Here is a 16,874-nt window from a genome sequence, read left to right on the forward strand (position 1 = left end):
GTACAACTGGCAGACTTGCCTCTCGAGTAAGTGACATCCGCGCAGATTGTCGGCACCGGCGTGCCGGGATTCAGGAGGATCCACCCGCGTGACCACCAATGAGGAGCGCCGCGAGGCGGCGAAGCGGAAGCTCGAAGAACGCCTCGAAACCGAGCGCCTCGCCCGGCGCAAGCGGAAGATCGTCATCGCCTCGGTCTCGACCGCCGTCGTGGTCGCCGTCGTGGCGACCGTGACCGCCGTCGTGGTGAAGAAGATCATGGACGACCGCGAGGCCGCACGCTGGACCAGCTGTGCGTTCGAGGACTCACCGAGCCGGTTCGACCAGCTCCCCGACCAGGTTCCCGACAACGTGCCGGCCGATCAGCGGCCGCAGTACCAGGCCGAGCTCGACGAGCTGAAGGCGGCGGCGAAGAACGAGCGCCAGTCCCCCAAGCCCGACGAGAAGGTCCTGAAGTCCGGCACCGAGCAGGCCACCTTCACCACCACCCAGGGCGTCCTGCCGATCACGCTGGAACGTGACGGCGCCCCCTGCAACGTCGCCGCGGTTACTTCGCTGATCGAGAACAAGTTCTACGACGACACGACGTGCCACCGCATGACCACTAGCGACAAGCTGAAGATCCTGCAGTGCGGCGACCCGACCGGCACCGGCATGAGCGGGCCGGGCTGGACCAGCCCCGACGAGCCGCCGACCGACCTGCAGAAGGTCGGGCAGCCCGATCCGATGAGCGGATCGCAGCCGGTGGTCTACCCGCGCGGCACGGTGGCGATCGCGAACAGCAGCCAGGGCGGCCAGAATCCCAACACCGGGTCGAGCCAGCTGTTCATCGTCATCAACGACAGCGAACTGGGTCCCGACTACTCCATCGTGGGCAAGGTCGACGAGCCCGGCCTCGCGGTGTTGGACAAGGTCTACGCCGGCGGCATCACCCCCGGCCCGGCCGGCAGCCAGCCGGGCGACGGCAAGCCGAAGCTCCCGGTGACGATCGAGACCGCCACCATCGACTGACCGAGAGTCGCTGAGACAACGGAGATCCCGTTGCGTTGAGTCCCGCTTTCCGGGACAGAACGCAACGGGATCTCTGGTTTCGACACGGCTCCTCGCTGCGCTCGGTGCCGGCTCAACCAGCAGAGGCGGCCCACGCTGCGCTCGGTGCCGGCTCAACCAGCAGAGGCGGCCCACGCTGCGCTAGGTGCCGGCTCAACCAGCAGAGGCGGCCCACGCTGCGCTCGGTGCCGGCTCAACCAGCAGGAGGGCCTACGCCGCCGAGGTGACGCGGTAGACGTCGTAGACGCCCTCCACGTTGCGGACCACGTTCAGCACGTGACCGAGGTGTTTGGGGTCGCCCATCTCGAAGGTGAACTTGCTGACGGCGACCCGGTCGCGGCTGGTGGTGACCGACGCCGAGAGGATGTTGACGCGCTCGTCGGCGAGCACCTTGGTGACGTCGGACAGCAATCGGTGGCGGTCGAGGGCCTCGACCTGGATGGCGACGAGGAACACCGACTCGGGGGACGGCGCCCACGACACGTCGAGGATGCGTTCGGACTGCTGCTGCAGCGAGGTCGCGTTGGTGCAGTCCGTGCGGTGCACGCTGATTCCGCCGCCGCGGGTGACGAAGCCCATGATGTCGTCACCCGGTACGGGCGTACAGCATTTGGCGAGTTTGATGACCACGTTGTCGACGCCGTCGACGACCACGCCGGCATCCCCGCCCTGACGCGGGCGGGTCGGCATCGTCGACGGTGTGGAGCGCTCGGCGAGCGCCTCCTCCGCGTCCTCGATGCCACCGAGGGATGCGACGAGGCGGTTGACGACGTGCCGTGCGGAGACATGGTTCTCGCCCACCGCGGCGTACAGCGCGGTGACGTCGGTGTAGCGCAGTTCCTTGGCGATCGCCGCCATCGACTCCGCGGACAGCAAGCGCTGCAACGGAAGACCGCCGCGACGGACCTCCTTGGCGATCGCGTCCTTACCGGCCTCGAGTGCCTCTTCGCGGCGTTCCTTGGCGAACCACTGGCGGATCTTGGCCTTGGCCCGCGGCGACACCACGAAGCCCTGCCAGTCCTTCGACGGCCCGGCGGTCGGCGCCTTGGAGGTGAACACCTCCACCACCTCGCCGTTCTCGAGTTTGCGTTCGAGCGCGACCAGGCGGCCGTTGACGCGGGCGCCGATGCAGCGGTGCCCGACCTCGGTGTGGACGGCGTAGGCGAAGTCGACGGGCGTCGATCCGGCGGGCAGCGTGACCACGTCGCCCTTCGGCGTGAAGACGAAGATCTCGCGGACGGCGAGGTCGTAGCGCAGCGATTCGAGGAACTCACCGGGGTCGGCGGCCTCTCGCTGCCAGTCGAGCAGCTGGCGCATCCACGCCATGTCGTCGATCTCGGCGGTGTCGGACTTCTTGCCCGACTTCCGGTAGCCGCTCTCCTTGTAGCGCCAGTGCGCGGCGATGCCGAACTCGGCGGTGCGGTGCATCTCGTGCGTCCGGATCTGCACTTCCAGGGGCTTGCCCTCGGGGCCGATCACGGTGGTGTGCAACGACTGGTACACCCCGAACCGCGGCTGGGCGATGTAGTCCTTGAAGCGTCCGGCCATCGGCTGCCACAGCGAGTGGACGACGCCGACCGCGGCGTAGCAGTCACGGTCTTCTTCGCACAGGATGCGCATGCCGACGAGATCGTGGATGTCGTCGAAGTCGCGTCCCTTGACGATCATCTTCTGGTAGATCGACCAGTAGTGCTTGGGACGTCCCTCGACGGTCGCGTTGATCCGCGCCGCGGACAGCGCGTTGTTGATGTCGGCCCGCACCCGCGCGAGGTAGGTGTCGCGCGACGGGGCGCGGTCGGCGACCAGGCGCACGATCTCCTCGTAGCGCTTGGGGTGCAGGATCGCGAACGAGAGGTCCTCGAGTTCCCACTTGACGGTTGCCATACCGAGTCGATGTGCAAGCGGGGCAATGACTTCCAATGTTTCGCGAGCCTTGCGCGCCTGCTTCTCCGGCGGGAGGAAACGCATGGTCCGCATGTTGTGGAGCCGGTCGGCTACCTTGATCACGAGGACGCGCGGGTCGCGGGCCATCGCGATGATCATCTTGCGGATCGTCTCGGCCTCGGCCGCGCTGCCCAGTGCGACCTTGTCGAGTTTGGTCACACCGTCGACGAGGTGCGCCACTTCCTGGCCGAAGTCGCGTTCGAGTGCCTGCAGCGAGTAGCCGGTGTCCTCGACCGTGTCGTGCAGCAGCGCGGCGATCAGGGTCGTGGTGTCCATGCCGAGGTCGGCGAGGATCGTCGCGACCGCCAGCGGATGGGTGATGTAGGGGTCGCCGGACTTGCGCTTCTGTCCGCTGTGGCGCTCCTCGGCGACGTCGTAGGCCCGTTGCAGGAGGGCGACGTCGGCTTTGGGATAGATCTCGCGGTGCAGCGTGACCAGTGGTTCGAGGACGGGCCGGACCTGGCTGCGCGTCGCGGTCATCCGGCGCGCGAGGCGGGCGCGCACACGCCGGGAGGCGGACGGGGAGGTCGAGGCCGACGTCGAGACGGGTGCGCCCGGCGCTGCGTCGTCGCCAACCGACGAGTCGGCCGCAGGAGTCACGGATCGCTGAGCCGTGCCGGATTCATCGGGCATGTCCGGTCCTCCTGTCGTCGGTCGTGGTCTTTCCGAGTCTAGATCCCCGACGGTCAGTCGAGCGCCACCGAGTGGACGGGGATGCCGGCGCCGAGGCCGCGGGCGATCGTGTCGCGGCCGCCGAGCCCGACGAGCTCCATGATCACCGCGACCCCGACCACGCTCGCTCCGGTCCGGTGGAGCAGATCTGCCGCGGCGACCGCGGTGCCGCCGGTCGCGAGCACGTCGTCGACGAGAAGAATGCGCTGCCCGGTCAGGTCGAGTCCGTCGGCGGGGATCTCCAGGGTCGCGGTGCCGTATTCGAGGCTGTAGGTGACCGCGTGCACCGGCGGCGGCAGTTTGCCGCCCTTGCGTACGGCGAGGACCCCGACCTCGAGTTCGCGGGCGACCGCTCCGCCGAGGAGGAAGCCGCGGGCGTCGATGCCGGCGACGAGGTCGATGTCGATGCAGCCGTGGGTCAGGGCCGTGACGATCGCCGACAGCCCCTCGGGGTCGGCCAGGACCGGTGTCAGGTCCTTGAAGGCGATCCCGGGGCTCGGGAAGTCGTCGACCAGGCGGGTGTGCCGGGCGATCGCCGCCTGGGCACGTGTCACCGCCTCCGCGGTCCGTTCGGGTACCACGCCGCCCATCAGTTCTTCCTCACCGCTTGTCTGCCCACTGCTCGTCTGTACTGTCATCTGCTGATCGTCCATCGATCCATGTTCCATCCGGTGCCGGTACGACCGAGGCCGGCCGCGACACCCCCCACCTGATCCTTCCACTGCCGGATGCGCGGCGACGCGAAGAGGGGGATCGACGGCATCGACGACCAGCTCGCGTTCTCGATCGAGCGTGCCAGCCGGAGCCGATCGGGCTCGGACACGGTGACCGCGAACTGATCGATTCCGCGACTGACCTGTGGATCGCGGGTTCCGGAGAGGTTGAGCGGGTCGCCGCCGCGCAGCGCATAGGCGTCTCGGCTCGGGTCTGCGGCACCGGCCGCGGCGAAGGAGTCGCCCCCGGCGATGATCAGCGCGTCGACGTCCTTGCCGAGCGATTCGGGCTGAACATCGGGCGTCGAGACGTCCTCGACGACGAACCCGGCCTCCCGGCACGACGCCGCGATGGCAGCGACCATCTGCTGCCACCGCAGGGTCGGAGCCACGTATCCGATGCGGACCCGGCGCGGCTGCAGGCCGGCCGTCGTCGACGCTCCGGCATCCGCGACCTGACCGGTCGCGGCGCGCAGCAGCGTCCGTGCGCGTGCGAGATCCGGCTTCTGGTAGGCGCGGCCGAACTCGGGGTTCATCGGTCCGGCGAGGTTGTCGGCGGGTGCGAGCACGCGCAGATTCCACACCTGGGCACCGCCGGAGAAGTCGCGGGCGAGATCGGCGCGCGGAACGCAGGAGGCGAATGCCTGCCGCATCCGCACATCCCCGAAGACGCCTCGTCCGGAGAGGACGATCTGTTCCACGCCGACCGCCCGGGACGGCGACGCCGGTCCGGCTGCTCCGGGCGTGCCGGCGATGTCACCCTCGACCATCCCCGCGGTGACGTCGACGATGTCGAACTTCCCGTCGGGCAGGCGGCGCGCGGAATCGGTTCCGCGGCCCCAGATCGCGATGCGCGAGGTCTCGGGCTTGTCGCCCCACCACGATTCGTTGGGGATCAGGACGAGCCCGCCCGATCGTGAGTAGCGGTCGATGCGGTAGGGCCCGGAGGCCGGGTACCGCGCGTGGTCGACCGGACCGAAAGTCAGGTCGAAGCCGGTGTTCCACGCCGTGGCGATGCGGGCCAGCGCGCCGCGGTCCATCGCCCGGATGGGGTCGACGACGTTGGCGAGTCCGGCTTCGCGGGCCACGATGTGGGCCGGCAACATCGTGCCCGCACCGAACAGCGACAACCAGTCGCGGTACTCACGCCCCGGCGCGAAGGTCACCGTCGCGGACTTCTCGCCGGGCGCGCACTCCACCTTCTCGATGTCGCGGTACCCGGCCGTCGTCGCCGGGGTGAACCCCGGGAATCGTCCGCTCATCGCAGCCCACGCCAGCACCAGATCGTCGCAGTCGAGCGCGACGTCGTCGGTGAAGGCGGCCTCGGGGGTGAACTCGTACCGCAACGCCGGCACGCGCCCCGGAATCCGGGTGACGACGCCGACGTCGCGATCCGGGATCGCCTGCCCCTGGGGTCCGAGCAGGCTGAAACCGGGCAGCAGCCGACTCGTCGCCATGATCACACCGTCGGCGTTGCCGTCGACGGTGTTCGCGTTGTAGCTGGTCACGTGGGCATCGACCACGTAGTCGATGGTCGGCGGCCCGTCGTCGCCGCAGGCCGTCAGGACGCCGGCGCCCGTGACGACCCCGACGACCAGGCTCAGGGCCCTGATGAACTCCCGGTGCCTGACGATCACGTCGGTGAGACTAGCGGTTGCGACGGCGTTTGCCGGTCGGTACCGCGCGGTCGGCCTCGTCCGTGTCGGCCGCGGCACGGCGGCGGCGCACCGGGCGCTCGTCGTCGGTCCGCACCGCACCGGAGGTGATCCCCGCGCGACGGTTCAGCACCTTCGTGGTGTGCCGCTTGACGTCCGGACGCCGTTCCTTCAGCGTCACCAACAGCGGTGCCGCGAGGAAGATCGACGAGTATGTGCCCACCACGACGCCGACCAGCTGGATGAGTCCGAGGTCTTTCAGCGTGCCGACGCCGAGCAGCCAGACCGCCACCACCATCAGCGCGATGATCGGGAGCACCGAGATGATCGTCGTGTTGATCGAACGCATCAGGGTCTGGTTGATCGCGAGGTTCGCCTGCTCCCCGTATGTCCGCCGGGACGTCTGCAGCACCGAGCGCGTGTTCTCCTGCACCTTGTCGAAGACGACCACCGTGTCGTAGAGCGAGAAGCCGAGGATGGTCAACAGGCCGATGACCGTGGCCGGGGTCACCTCCCAACCGACGAGCGAGTACACACCTGCGGTGGCGATGATGTCGAAGAAGAGCGAGGCCATCGCAGCGATCGACATCTCCCGGTCGAAGCGCACCGCGATGTAGACGAACACGATGACGAGGAACACCGCGAGCGCGATGGCCATCTTCTCGGTGATCTCGCGGCCCCAGGTGGAGCTGACGTCGGAGATGCTGACCTCGGCGGGCGCCAGCTCGGGACCGAACTCCTCGGCGAGCGCGCGCGTCACGGCCTCGGCTTGCGCCAGGTCGAGAGTCTCGGTGCGCACCTGCACCGTGGCGCTGTTGCCGGAACCCGCGGTCTGGACCGATTCGGGTTCCTCGCCGAGAGCCTCGGTGACGACCTTCTCGACCGAGTCGGCGGTGATCTCGGACGAGGCGACCGGCACCGACATCTGGGTGCCGCCCTCGAAGTCGATGCCGAAGCTGAAGCCGCGGATGGCGATCGAGGCCAGGCAGATCAGCATGATCGCGGCGGTGACGATGTACCACGTCTTGCGCTTGCCGACGATCTCGAAAGCGCCGGTACCGGTGTAGAGCCGGGAGAAGAAACTGCGCTGCCGGTCGGCGACGAAATCGGCGTCGGTGCCGGTGGACGGCGACGGCGGTTCGGCGACCGCGGTGTCGGTGATCTTCCCCGGGCCCTGGCTCGGATTGTCCGGACGGGTCATCGCACAGTCCCCTTCTCACTGGTGGACTCGTCGGCGCGGGCCGCTCCCGCTCCGACGCCGACGGTCTCGGCCTGGCGGCGAGCCGCGACCTTGCGTTCGCGGGCCACCTCGGTGATGGCCCCGAGGCCGTTGACACTCGGCTTGGACAGGAACGACGACCGGCTGGCGTACACCACGAGCGGGTGGGTCACCAGGAACACGACCATGACGTCGAGGATCGTGGTGAGGCCGAGTGTGAACGCGAAGCCGCGCACCTCGCCGATCGCGAGGATGTAGATCACCGCGGCGGCGATGAAGCTGACCGCGTTACCCGACCAGATGGTGCGGCGGGCACTGGCCCAACCGCGTGGCACGGCCGAGCGGAAGCTACGGCCCTCCCGCATCTCGTCCTTGATCCGTTCGAAGTAGACGACGAAGGAGTCCGCGGTCATACCGATACCGATGATCAGACCGGCGATGCCCGCTAGGTCGAGGGTGAACCCGATCCAGCGTCCGAGCAGCACGATGATGCCGTAGACCATCGCACCGGCGAGCACCAGCGAGAGCATCGTCAGGATGCCCAGCATCCGGTAGTAGGCCAACGCGTAGATCAACACCGCGACGAGTCCGATCGCGCCGGCCAGCAGACCGGCCTTCAGCGACGAGAGACCCAGTGTCGCCGAAACGGTCTCGGCGTCGGAGGCGTTGAACGACAGCGGCAGCGAACCGTACTTCAGCACGTTCGCGAGCTCGTTGGACGACTTCTCGGTGAACGGGTCGGCACTGCTGCCGCTGATGCGGGTCTGGCCGCCCGGGATCGGCTCGTTGATCGCCGGCGCCGACACGACCGCGGAGTCGAGGGTGAACGCGGTCTGCGTGCGGTTCGGGGCCTCCTGGGCGGTGTACTTCGGCCAGAAATCGGCAGCCTTGCCCTTGAACTCGAGGGTGACCACCCACTCACCGGTCTGCGGGTCGGTGCCGGCGGAGGCGTCCTTGATGTCGCGGCCGTCGATGATCTGCGGCCCGAGGAGGTAGACCTCCTTGCCGTCGGTGGAACAGGCCACCAGGTACTGATCGGGCAGGTCGTTGCCCCGGAGCGGATCGTTGGCTTCCGGCGAGCAGTCCATCTTCGCCATCTGCTCCTGCAGCGCCGCGAGCTGTTCCTGCTTCGCGTCGCCGGGCGCCTGGCGGATCTTGCGCTGTTCGGCGATCGCCACCGCGGCCACCTCGGTGGGCATCGCGGTGTTCTGCTGGTCGGACTGGTCCTCGGGCTTCGGCGGCTGCGGGGTCGCCGCGATGGCGCCGATCACAGGCCGCACGTACAGACGCGCGGTCTGGCTCAGCGACTTGGCCTGCGCGCCGTCCTCGCCGGGCACGGTGATCACCAGGTTGTTGCCGGTGACGACCACCTCGGAGCCGGAGACACCGAGGCCGTTCACACGCTGTTCGATGATCTGTTTGGCCTGATCCAGCTGCTGCCGGGTCGGCTCCTTGCCGTCCTCGGTGCGCGCGGTCAGCGTGACACGGGTACCGCCCTGCAGGTCGATGCCCAGCTTGGGTTCGAGGGTCTGAGGACCGGTGAAGTAGATGAGTCCGTACACGATGGCGAGCAGGCCGAGGAAGGCCACGAGCGGACGCCACGGCGGGATCTCACGACTCGGTCGCGACCGCTTCGCGGCGGGCTTACCCGCCATTGCAGTCGAACGAGGAGTTGTCACAGCTGTTCAGGCTCCTTTGGGAACGTCAACCGGCCGAGGGTGCTCGGACCGCATGACCCACCGACTCCGAAGGTCTGCGTGCGCAGCGCCGAGACCACAGCGGGGCACGCAGACCTCGGCGAGACAGGCGATGCGCGGGAGGTGGGCAGGAGGCGCCGCGCCGTCCGACGGCGCGGCGCAGCTCCGGGGACTACTTGTCGGTGTCGCGCGCGTCGTCGGTCGACGGCTTGTCCAGGCTCACCGAATCCGCATCGTCGGCGTAGGCGTCGTACTCGTCCTCCGGCGCGGTGTGGCCGGGGTAGGTGGCAGCGGCCTCATCGGTGGGGATGACGCGCATGATCGCGAGGCGGTTCCAGCGGGTGACCACACCGGTGGCGATCTCCACGTCGACGAAGTCGGACGACGCCGCATCGATGACGGTGCCGAAGAGGCCCGAGGTCAGCTGGATGCGCGTACCCGTGGACACCGAGTTCTGCATGTCCTGCATCTCGGCCGCGCGCTTCTTCTGCTTCCGCATCGACAAGAACATGAAGCCGGCGAGCAGTGCCAGCAAGAGGGGGAAGAGCAAAGCGTCCATGGGAAAGAGTCAGTCCTTTGTGTTTCGGGGTGTACCGCGTGAGCCGACACCCCACGCCGATGGGCGTGAGGCGAGCAGATGGCCACGCTGTGCTCCACACAGTGTGCCACGTCCGCCGGCGAGAGCATCCCCGCAGGTGGTGCGCAGAGTCACACCACGCGGATGGAGGTCACAGGTCGTCGAACATCGAATCGGCCCCGATGTCCCGGGGACGGGCGCCGAAGGAGGCGTTCATCGCGCCCGCGGGCGGGGTCAGACCGAGGTGATGCCAGGCCGCCGCGGTGGCGACCCGCCCCCGCGGGGTGCGGGCGATCATCCCCGCCCGGACGAGGAACGGTTCGCAGACCTCTTCGACGGTCGCGGGCTCCTCGCCGACCGCCACGGCCAGGGTCGACACCCCTACCGGTCCCCCGCCGAATGCCCGGATCAGGGCGTCGAGGACGGCGCGGTCGAGGCGGTCGAAGCCGAGTTGGTCCACGTCGTAGACGGCGAGCGCGGCCCGGGCGACGTCGACGGTGATCGAACCGTCGCCGCGGACCTCGGCGTAGTCACGGACCCGCCGGAGCAGGCGGTTCGCGATTCGCGGTGTGCCGCGCGAGCGGCGGGCGATCTCCGCGGAGGCGTCGGGACCCAGTTCGATGCCGAGGATGCCGGCGGACCGGTTGAGCACCCGGACGAGTTCGGCGGGCTCGTAGAACTCCATGTGCGCGGTGAACCCGAAGCGATCGCGCAGCGGACCGGTCAGCGATCCGGACCTGGTGGTGGCGCCGACCAGGGTGAACGGGGCGACGTCGAGTGGGATTGAGGTGGCGCCGGGCCCCTTGCCGACCACGACGTCGACGCGGAAGTCCTCCATCGCGAGGTACAGCATCTCCTCGGCGGGACGGGCGATGCGGTGGATCTCGTCGATGAACAGGACGTCGCCCTCGACGAGGTTGGACAGCATGGCCGCGAGATCACCGGCGCGTTCGAGTGCCGGTCCCGACGTGACGCGGATCGCGGCCCCCATCTCGGAGGCGATGATCATGGCGAGCGAGGTCTTGCCGAGTCCAGGTGGTCCGGACAGCAGGATGTGGTCGGGCGTGCCGCCACGACCCTTGGCTCCGTGCAGGACGAGTTCGAGCTGTTCGCGGACGCGCGGCTGGCCGATGAAGTCGGCCAGCGAGCGGGGCCGTAGGCCGGCGTCGAGGTCACCGTCGGAGCGCACCGGCGTCGCGCTGACCTCGCGTTCCCCGAAATCGTCGGGGTCGTCCATCACGAGGCCTTGCCCAGCATCGCCAGGGAGCGCCGGAGCGCGGTGGACGCATCGGCGTCGGGATCGTCGGCAAGGACCGCGATGACCGCCTTCTCGGCGGGGCCTGCGGTGAATCCGAGTCCGACGAGTGCCTCGGCGACCTGCTCACGGATCCCGCCTGCGCCGACGGCGCCCGTGGCCGTCTCCGGCGCCGGGCGGTCGACCTTGTCCCGGAGTTCGACGCAGAGCCGTTCGGCGACGCGTTTGCCGATCCCCGGCACCGATGTCAGCGCCTTGGTGTCGGAGTCGGCCAGGGCACGCCGCAACGCATCCGGTTCGAGGACCGCGAGCGTCGCCATCGCCAGCCGGGGCCGACGCCGGTGACCGTCTGCAGCAGCGCGAACAGCGCGCGGGCGTCGGGTTCGGTGAACCCGTACAGCGTCATCGAGTCCTCGCGGACGATCATCGAGGTCAACAGCGTCGCCTCGTCGCCGCGACGCAGCCGCGACAGTGTGACCGGCGTCGCGAGTACCCGGTAACCGACTCCCGCACAGTCGATCACGGCGTGATCGAGGGCGATCTCGAGAACCGGACCGCGGACTGACGCGATCATGCGCGACTCCCCTCTCGTGCCTGGGCGATCCGCTGGCGATGCTTCGCGGCGGCCGCGTCGGCCTGTTTCTGCGCGGCTGCCATCCGCTCCATCATGGGTCCGCGCCAGCAGTGACAGATCGCGAGCGCGAGAGCGTCCGCGGCGTCGGCCGGCTTCGGCTTGGTCTGCATGCCGAGAATCCGCGTCACCATCGCGGTCACCTGTGCCTTGTCGGCACGACCGCTGCCGGTGACCGCGGCCTTGACCTCCGACGGCGTGTGGAAGCGGACGGGCACGTCACGCTGACTCGCGGCCAGCGCGATCACGCCGCCCGCCTGCGCGGTGCCCATCGCGGTCGACACCTGGTTCTGTGCGAACACGCGCTCGATGGCCACCACATCGGGTTGGTGGACGTCGAGCCAGTGGCACGCCGAGGTGTAGATCGCGAGCAGCCGCTCGGCCAGGTCCATGTCGCTCGGCGTGCGCACCACGTCCACGTCGAGTGCGGTCACCGACCTCCCACGACCCGACTCCACCAGCGCGATACCGCACCGCGTGAGACCCGGATCGACGCCCATGACGCGCACGACAACCCTCCCAGGCGTCCGCAGCCCTCCCGGGCCTTGCGGACAAGTGTTACGAACAATTGTTCGAGATTCTATCGGGGAGGGCGGACAACTCCGATGATCAACACGCCCTCACGAGGGCGCCGAGGATCAGTCGTTCTCGAGCTCGGCGAGGACCTCGTCGCTGATGTCGACGTTGCTGTACACGTTCTGCACGTCGTCGGAGTCCTCGAGCGCGTCGATCAGCTTGAAGACCTTGCGCGCCCCGTCGGCGTCGACGGCGACCTCGACCGATGCCCGGAAGCTCGCCTCGGCCGAGTCGTAGTCGATACCGGCTTCCTGCAGGGCGCTGCGCACCGCGACCAGGTCGGTGGGTTCGCTGACGATCTCGAGGGTGTCGCCGAGGTCGGTGACCTCTTCGGCGCCGGCGTCGAGCACGGCCATCAGGACGTCGTCCTCGGACTGGTCGCCCTTCTCGAGGGTGACGACACCCTTGCGGGTGAACAGGTACGACACCGAACCCGGGTCGGCCATGTTGCCGCCGTTGCGGGTCATCGCGGTGCGGACCTCGCCGGCCGCGCGATTGCGGTTGTCGGTGAGGCACTCGATGAGGATCGCCACGCCGTTGGGGCCGTAGCCCTCGTACATGATGGTCTGCCAGTCGGCGCCGCCGGCCTCTTCACCGCCGCCGCGTTTGCGGGCGCGTTCGATGTTGTCGTTGGGCACCGACGACTTCTTCGCCTTCTGGATGGCGTCGAAGAGCGTGGGGTTGCCGGCCGGGTCACCACCGCCGGTACGCGCCGCCACCTCGATGTTCTTGATGAGCTTGGCGAACATCTTGCCGCGCTTGGCGTCGATGACCGCCTTCTTGTGCTTGGTGGTGGCCCATTTGGAATGGCCGCTCATGTCCGTCGCATCCTTTCCCGGTGCCGGTGCGCGGCGGGTGGGTGCCCGGCGCACGCATGCCGGGCCGCGGCCCCGCATCCGGCGATCCTCAAACCTGCCGACTGATGCCGCAGGCGCTTGCACTATCGCTGGTTCGGCACGATCTTACCGACGCACCATCTCCACGAAGTATTCATGTACGCGACGGTCGCCGGTCACTTCCGGATGAAACGACGTCGCGAGCACATTCCCCTGGCGCACGGCGACGATCCTCCCCTCCGCCGGACCTTCCGGGACCCGGGCCAGGACCTCGACGTCGGGCGAGATCGATTCGACCCACGGGGCACGGATGAAGACCGCCCGCATCGGTTGCGCACCGTCGCGATCGGTGATGCCGACGAAGTCGAGATCGGTCTCGAAACTCTCCACCTGACGGCCGAAAGCGTTGCGGCGCACCGTGATGTCGAGCGCGTCGAGGTGACGAGCGTCGGGTCGGGTGTCGAGGATGGTGGAGGCGAGCATGATCATGCCCGCGCAGGAACCGTATGCGGGCAGCCCGTTCCCGAGTCGCTCGACGAGCGGGTCGAAGAGGTCGAAGATGCCGAGCAGCTTGCTCATCGTCGTCGACTCCCCGCCGGGGATGACGATGCCGTCGATCTCGTCGAGTTCGACCGGACGCCGGATGGGCAGCACGTCGGCGCCGCTGGCCTGCAGGGCGTGGACGTGCTCGCGCACGTCACCCTGCAGTGCGAGAACCCCGATCCGCGGCTGCGATCCGGCGCTCACCGATCGGTCCGGGCGTGCTGGTCTTCGGGCATCACGCGACCGGTCCGGGCGAGTCCCTCCTGGGTGACCGCCGCGACCATGCGTCCCTGCCGGTCGAAGATCCGGCCCTGTGTCAGGGCGCGGCCACCATCGGCCGACGGCGAGGTCTGGTCATAGAGCAGCCAGTCGTCGACGCGGAACGGGCGCATGAACCACATCGCGTGGTCCAGGGAGGCGACCTGTGGGTTGACCTCGGGGTGCGGCACCCTCGACGACCCGAGGAGCGTCATGTCGCTCATGTAGGCGAGCGTTCCAACATGGAACACCGTGTCGGCCGGCAGCGGGTGGCGGTATCGGAACCAGACCCGTTGCTGCGCAGCGAGATACGGCGAGGTCACCATCTTCTCGGGCGGTACGATGCGGAGGTCGAAGTTGCGCCACTCCTTGAAGACCGCGCGCTCTTCCTCCGCGAGCTCGTCGAGACGGTCGTTGAGTTCTTCGGGGTCCGGCACCGGCGGCATGCGGTCCTGGTGTTCGTAGCCCTGGTCGGTGCGGACGTGGAACGACGCCGACATCATGAAGATCGCCTCGCCGTGCTGGATTCCGGTGACCCGCCGGGTGACGAAGGATCGGCCGTCGCGGATGCGGTCGACGAGGAACACGGCGGGGATGTCGGGGTCACCGGGCCGCAGGAAGTATCCGTGCAGCGAATGGACGTGGTGGTCGGCGTCGACCGTCCGCGTCGCCGACATCAGCGCCTGTCCGGCGACCTGCCCGCCGAAGGTGCGCTGGAGGTGGCTCGGGAACGCACCACCCCGGTAGATGTCGGTCTCGATCCGCTCGACCTGGAGTATGTCCTCGATGGCTGCCACGCCGACCAGTATTCCGCACGGGGTGACCCGGCCGTAGGCCGACCACGGTGTCACCGGCCCGAGGCCGGCCTCACAGCTCGTCGAGCGTCATGATCCCGTCCTGGATGGCACGGGCCACGAGCGACGCCTTGGTGGGCGCGGGACGACCGATCTCGGCGTACTTGGCGCGGATGCGGGTCAGGTGGGTGTTGACCGTGCCCAGCGAGATGTAGAGCTCCTGCGCGACGGCGGGCTTGGAGTCGACGAGCATCCAGGTCCGCAGCACCTCGACCTCGCGGGAGGTGAGGTTCGGCTTGGCGCGACCGGCGGCCGCCTCGGCGGTCACCGGGGTCTCCGCGGCCGGCATCGGCGAGGCGACGCGGTGCAGGTGGGGGTGACCGGGGCGCAGGCCGAGTCCGGGCTGCGTCTGGCGGGAAACCTGCCCGGGCAGAGGCATCCGGCGGGCCGCGAGACGGGCCAGGGCCTCCTGACGACGGGCCTGGGCCTCGGCGTCGCGTCGAGCGTTGATCTGGCGCAGGTGCTGGGGGGCCTGGTGGGCGATCGCAGTCATGTGTGCTTCCTCTTCACTCATCGAACCGGGTGGTCTGTGCCGGTTCTCCTCCGGCGATGAGATGAAGATTATGGGCGTTTCGCGCCCCGGTCGATGGGGAGAACTCCCCACCGCATGGGGAGAACTACCCATGCCATCAGTGCAGGTCAGGGTGCCGCGTCAGCCGGCGGCGTTCTTCGCCGCCTCCGCGTCGATGAGCGGGAGGTCCTCGCGGGTCACGATGCGCGAGGACACCGCGTACTCGACGAGCTTGGTCCGGCGATTGCTGGCGAGTTTGCCACCGCCGCCCCGCATCCCGCTGACGCCGAGCTGATCGAGCTTGTCGCAGACGTTGTCGAGCTTGCGGTTGAACTTGGTCAGCGGCCAGCCGAGGCGTCGGGCGGCCTGTGCCGAGGACGGGATCGACGAGGCGCCGGTCCCCTCGCGCCGCAGGATCTCCTCCGCCAGCACGACGATCAGCAGCTTCTGGCTCTCGGTCAGGGTCGGCACGCCCTGGGTGGTGTGGCCGCCGCTGAACTCCGGACGGGTCACCGACTTCACCTGCGGCGCACGCGCGAACACACTCAGCTCATAGGTGGTGGGACCGGCGGTGAACACGATGGTCGTCTCGCCGAACACCAGCGGCATGCGTGCCCCCGGTCCGAGGGTTGCGGAGAACCCGACGTCGCCCGCCGACACGCTCGCCGACAGGTGGGTACCCAGATTGGTCAGCCACCACAGCCCGTTTTCGTTGTGCACCACCAGGAATCGGCGGTGGAGATACGGGTTGTCGTCGATGGAGAGGTCGGCCTCGCGCCCGATGAAGAAGCGCCGATCGGCGTCGAGCGCCGTGCGCTCACCGCAGTATTCGACGAAGGTGGCGGCGGCATCCGGGTCGGGAGTTGCATCCGCCGGCGTGGCATCGGGAACCCCGGAGTGGTCGTACACCGCGGGGTCGTGACCTGGGGTCATCAGATCACCTCGTTCAGTTGGGGTCGGCGACCGTCGCCTCGCCGGTGGTCTCACCCTCGGCCGCACCGTCGAGAGCGGGCATCGTCAGGGTCGGAACCGACTCGTGCACGGTCACCACGATTACGGTGACGTTGTCGTGGGCGCCGAGCGCCAGCGCTGCGTCGACGAGACGTTCGGCGGCCTCGTGCGAGGTCGACGCGTTGGCCAGGATGTCGCCGATCTCCTCGTCGGGCAGTTCACCGGTGAGCCCGTCGGTACAGAGGAGCAGGACGTCGCCCGGGAAGGCCGGGGTGTTGAAGAAGTCGGGCACGGGGTCGACCATCCCCGCACCGAGCGCACGGGTGATGACGTTGCGGCGCGGGTCGGTCCGCGCCTGCTCCGGCGTCAGGAAGCCCGCGTCGATGAACTCCTGGACCTGCGAGTGGTCGGTGGTCAGCTGCTGCAGCGAACCGTTCTGGTAGCGGTAGGTGCGCGAGTCGCCGATGTTGAGCACCAGCCAGTGCGGACTCTGTTCGTAGGTGACGAGCACGGCGCCGGTGGCGGTGGTGCCCGCACGGCGGTCGGTCTCGGTGTCGATCTCGCCGATGCGGCGCTGGGCCGCGACCAGCAGGTCGTCGAGCTGGAGTTTGGTGGCGTTCAGTTCGCCGGCGCTCGTCGCCTCGGAGAGGGTGAGCAGCGCGGCCTCGCTGGCGAGTTCGCCGCTGTCGTGGCCGCCCATGCCGTCGGCGATGAGGTACATGCCCGGCAGGGCCAGTGCGGCGTCCTCGTTGGTCTCGCGGACCCGACCGACGTTGCACGCCGCGGACCACTCGAGCCGCAATTCACCCACGATGTGTGTGCCCGAGACCGAGGTGTCCCGAACGATGGTCGCCGCATCCATGATCAGCAGATACTACCGCCGGAACACCCCCGGCTCGCTACGCATGTCGACTGTTCGGTCTCCGGCGTGTTG

The 16,874-nt window shown here is 68.8% G+C and carries 15 protein-coding genes and 1 pseudogene; 1 reads left to right on the plus strand and 15 read right to left on the minus strand.

The annotated features are described in order from the left end of the window. The first annotated feature begins 88 nt into the window (after positions 1-88). Positions 89-1,009, plus strand: coding sequence for a peptidylprolyl isomerase (locus BLU62_RS08210; protein WP_074849067.1), 921 nt, complete (start codon positions 89-91; stop codon positions 1,007-1,009). 249 nt (positions 1,010-1,258) lie between these two features. On the opposite strand, the gene BLU62_RS08215 is transcribed toward BLU62_RS08210, so the two are convergent. From BLU62_RS08215 to BLU62_RS08285, 15 genes and pseudogenes are all read right to left on the minus strand, one after another. Then, the gene (locus BLU62_RS08215) at positions 1,259-3,625 is read right to left on the minus strand and encodes a RelA/SpoT family protein (RefSeq protein ID WP_074849068.1); all 2,367 of its coding nucleotides are present in this window, start codon (positions 3,623-3,625) and stop codon (positions 1,259-1,261) included. Between the two features lie 53 nt (positions 3,626-3,678). Beyond that, the gene (locus BLU62_RS08220; RefSeq protein ID WP_074849069.1) at positions 3,679-4,254 is read right to left on the minus strand and encodes an adenine phosphoribosyltransferase; all 576 of its coding nucleotides are present in this window, start codon (positions 4,252-4,254) and stop codon (positions 3,679-3,681) included. 44 nt (positions 4,255-4,298) lie between these two features. Further along, a complete protein-coding gene (locus tag BLU62_RS08225) occupies positions 4,299-6,014 on the minus strand; it encodes an ABC transporter substrate-binding protein (protein ID WP_074852767.1) in 1,716 nt (571 codons plus the stop codon). Between the two features lie 10 nt (positions 6,015-6,024). Then, positions 6,025-7,233 (minus strand): protein translocase subunit SecF, encoded by a 1,209-nt coding sequence (gene secF, locus BLU62_RS08230; RefSeq protein ID WP_074849070.1) that lies wholly within the window; start codon positions 7,231-7,233, stop codon positions 6,025-6,027. Beyond that, entirely contained in the window at positions 7,230-8,930 is a 1,701-nt protein-coding gene (gene secD, locus BLU62_RS08235) for a protein translocase subunit SecD (protein ID WP_074849071.1), read from the minus strand. The genes secF and secD overlap by 4 nt, the downstream gene beginning before the upstream one ends. A 190-nt stretch (positions 8,931-9,120) precedes the next feature. Further along, a complete protein-coding gene (yajC, locus tag BLU62_RS08240; protein ID WP_074849072.1) occupies positions 9,121-9,507 on the minus strand; it encodes a preprotein translocase subunit YajC in 387 nt (128 codons plus the stop codon). Positions 9,508-9,676: 169 nt separating this feature from the next. Further along, positions 9,677-10,765, minus strand: a complete 1,089-nt coding sequence (gene ruvB, locus BLU62_RS08245) for a Holliday junction branch migration DNA helicase RuvB (protein WP_099047840.1) — start codon at positions 10,763-10,765, stop codon at positions 9,677-9,679. Further along, positions 10,762-11,354, minus strand: a pseudogene (gene ruvA, locus BLU62_RS08250) (Holliday junction branch migration protein RuvA). The gene ruvB and the pseudogene ruvA overlap by 4 nt, the downstream one beginning before the upstream one ends. Further along, a complete protein-coding gene (ruvC, locus tag BLU62_RS08255; RefSeq protein WP_074849074.1) occupies positions 11,351-11,920 on the minus strand; it encodes a crossover junction endodeoxyribonuclease RuvC in 570 nt (189 codons plus the stop codon). The pseudogene ruvA and the gene ruvC overlap by 4 nt, the downstream one beginning before the upstream one ends. 129 nt (positions 11,921-12,049) lie before the next feature. Continuing rightward, positions 12,050-12,805 carry a YebC/PmpR family DNA-binding transcriptional regulator gene (locus tag BLU62_RS08260; RefSeq protein WP_074849075.1) on the minus strand — a complete coding sequence of 252 codons (756 nt, stop codon included), beginning with the start codon at positions 12,803-12,805 and terminating at the stop codon, positions 12,050-12,052. A gap of 144 nt (positions 12,806-12,949) precedes the next feature. Next, positions 12,950-13,570: a pyridoxal 5'-phosphate synthase glutaminase subunit PdxT gene (gene pdxT, locus BLU62_RS08265; protein WP_074849076.1), complete on the minus strand. Its 621-nt coding sequence runs from the start codon at positions 13,568-13,570 to the stop codon at positions 12,950-12,952. Then, positions 13,567-14,421, minus strand: a complete 855-nt coding sequence (locus BLU62_RS08270) for an acyl-CoA thioesterase (protein WP_074852768.1) — start codon at positions 14,419-14,421, stop codon at positions 13,567-13,569. Before BLU62_RS08270 ends, pdxT begins: the two co-directional genes overlap by 4 nt. 70 nt (positions 14,422-14,491) lie before the next feature. Further along, positions 14,492-14,971, minus strand: coding sequence for a helix-turn-helix transcriptional regulator (locus tag BLU62_RS08275; protein ID WP_074849077.1), 480 nt, complete (start codon positions 14,969-14,971; stop codon positions 14,492-14,494). 159 nt (positions 14,972-15,130) lie between these two features. After that, entirely contained in the window at positions 15,131-15,922 is a 792-nt protein-coding gene (locus tag BLU62_RS08280) for a hypothetical protein (protein WP_074849078.1), read from the minus strand. A gap of 13 nt (positions 15,923-15,935) precedes the next feature. Continuing rightward, the gene (locus BLU62_RS08285) at positions 15,936-16,802 is read right to left on the minus strand and encodes a PP2C family protein-serine/threonine phosphatase (protein WP_074849079.1); all 867 of its coding nucleotides are present in this window, start codon (positions 16,800-16,802) and stop codon (positions 15,936-15,938) included. Positions 16,803-16,874: the final 72 nt, after the last annotated feature.

The organism is Gordonia westfalica (assembly GCF_900105725.1).
GTDB classification, from domain to species: Bacteria; Actinomycetota; Actinomycetes; order Mycobacteriales; family Mycobacteriaceae; genus Gordonia; species Gordonia westfalica.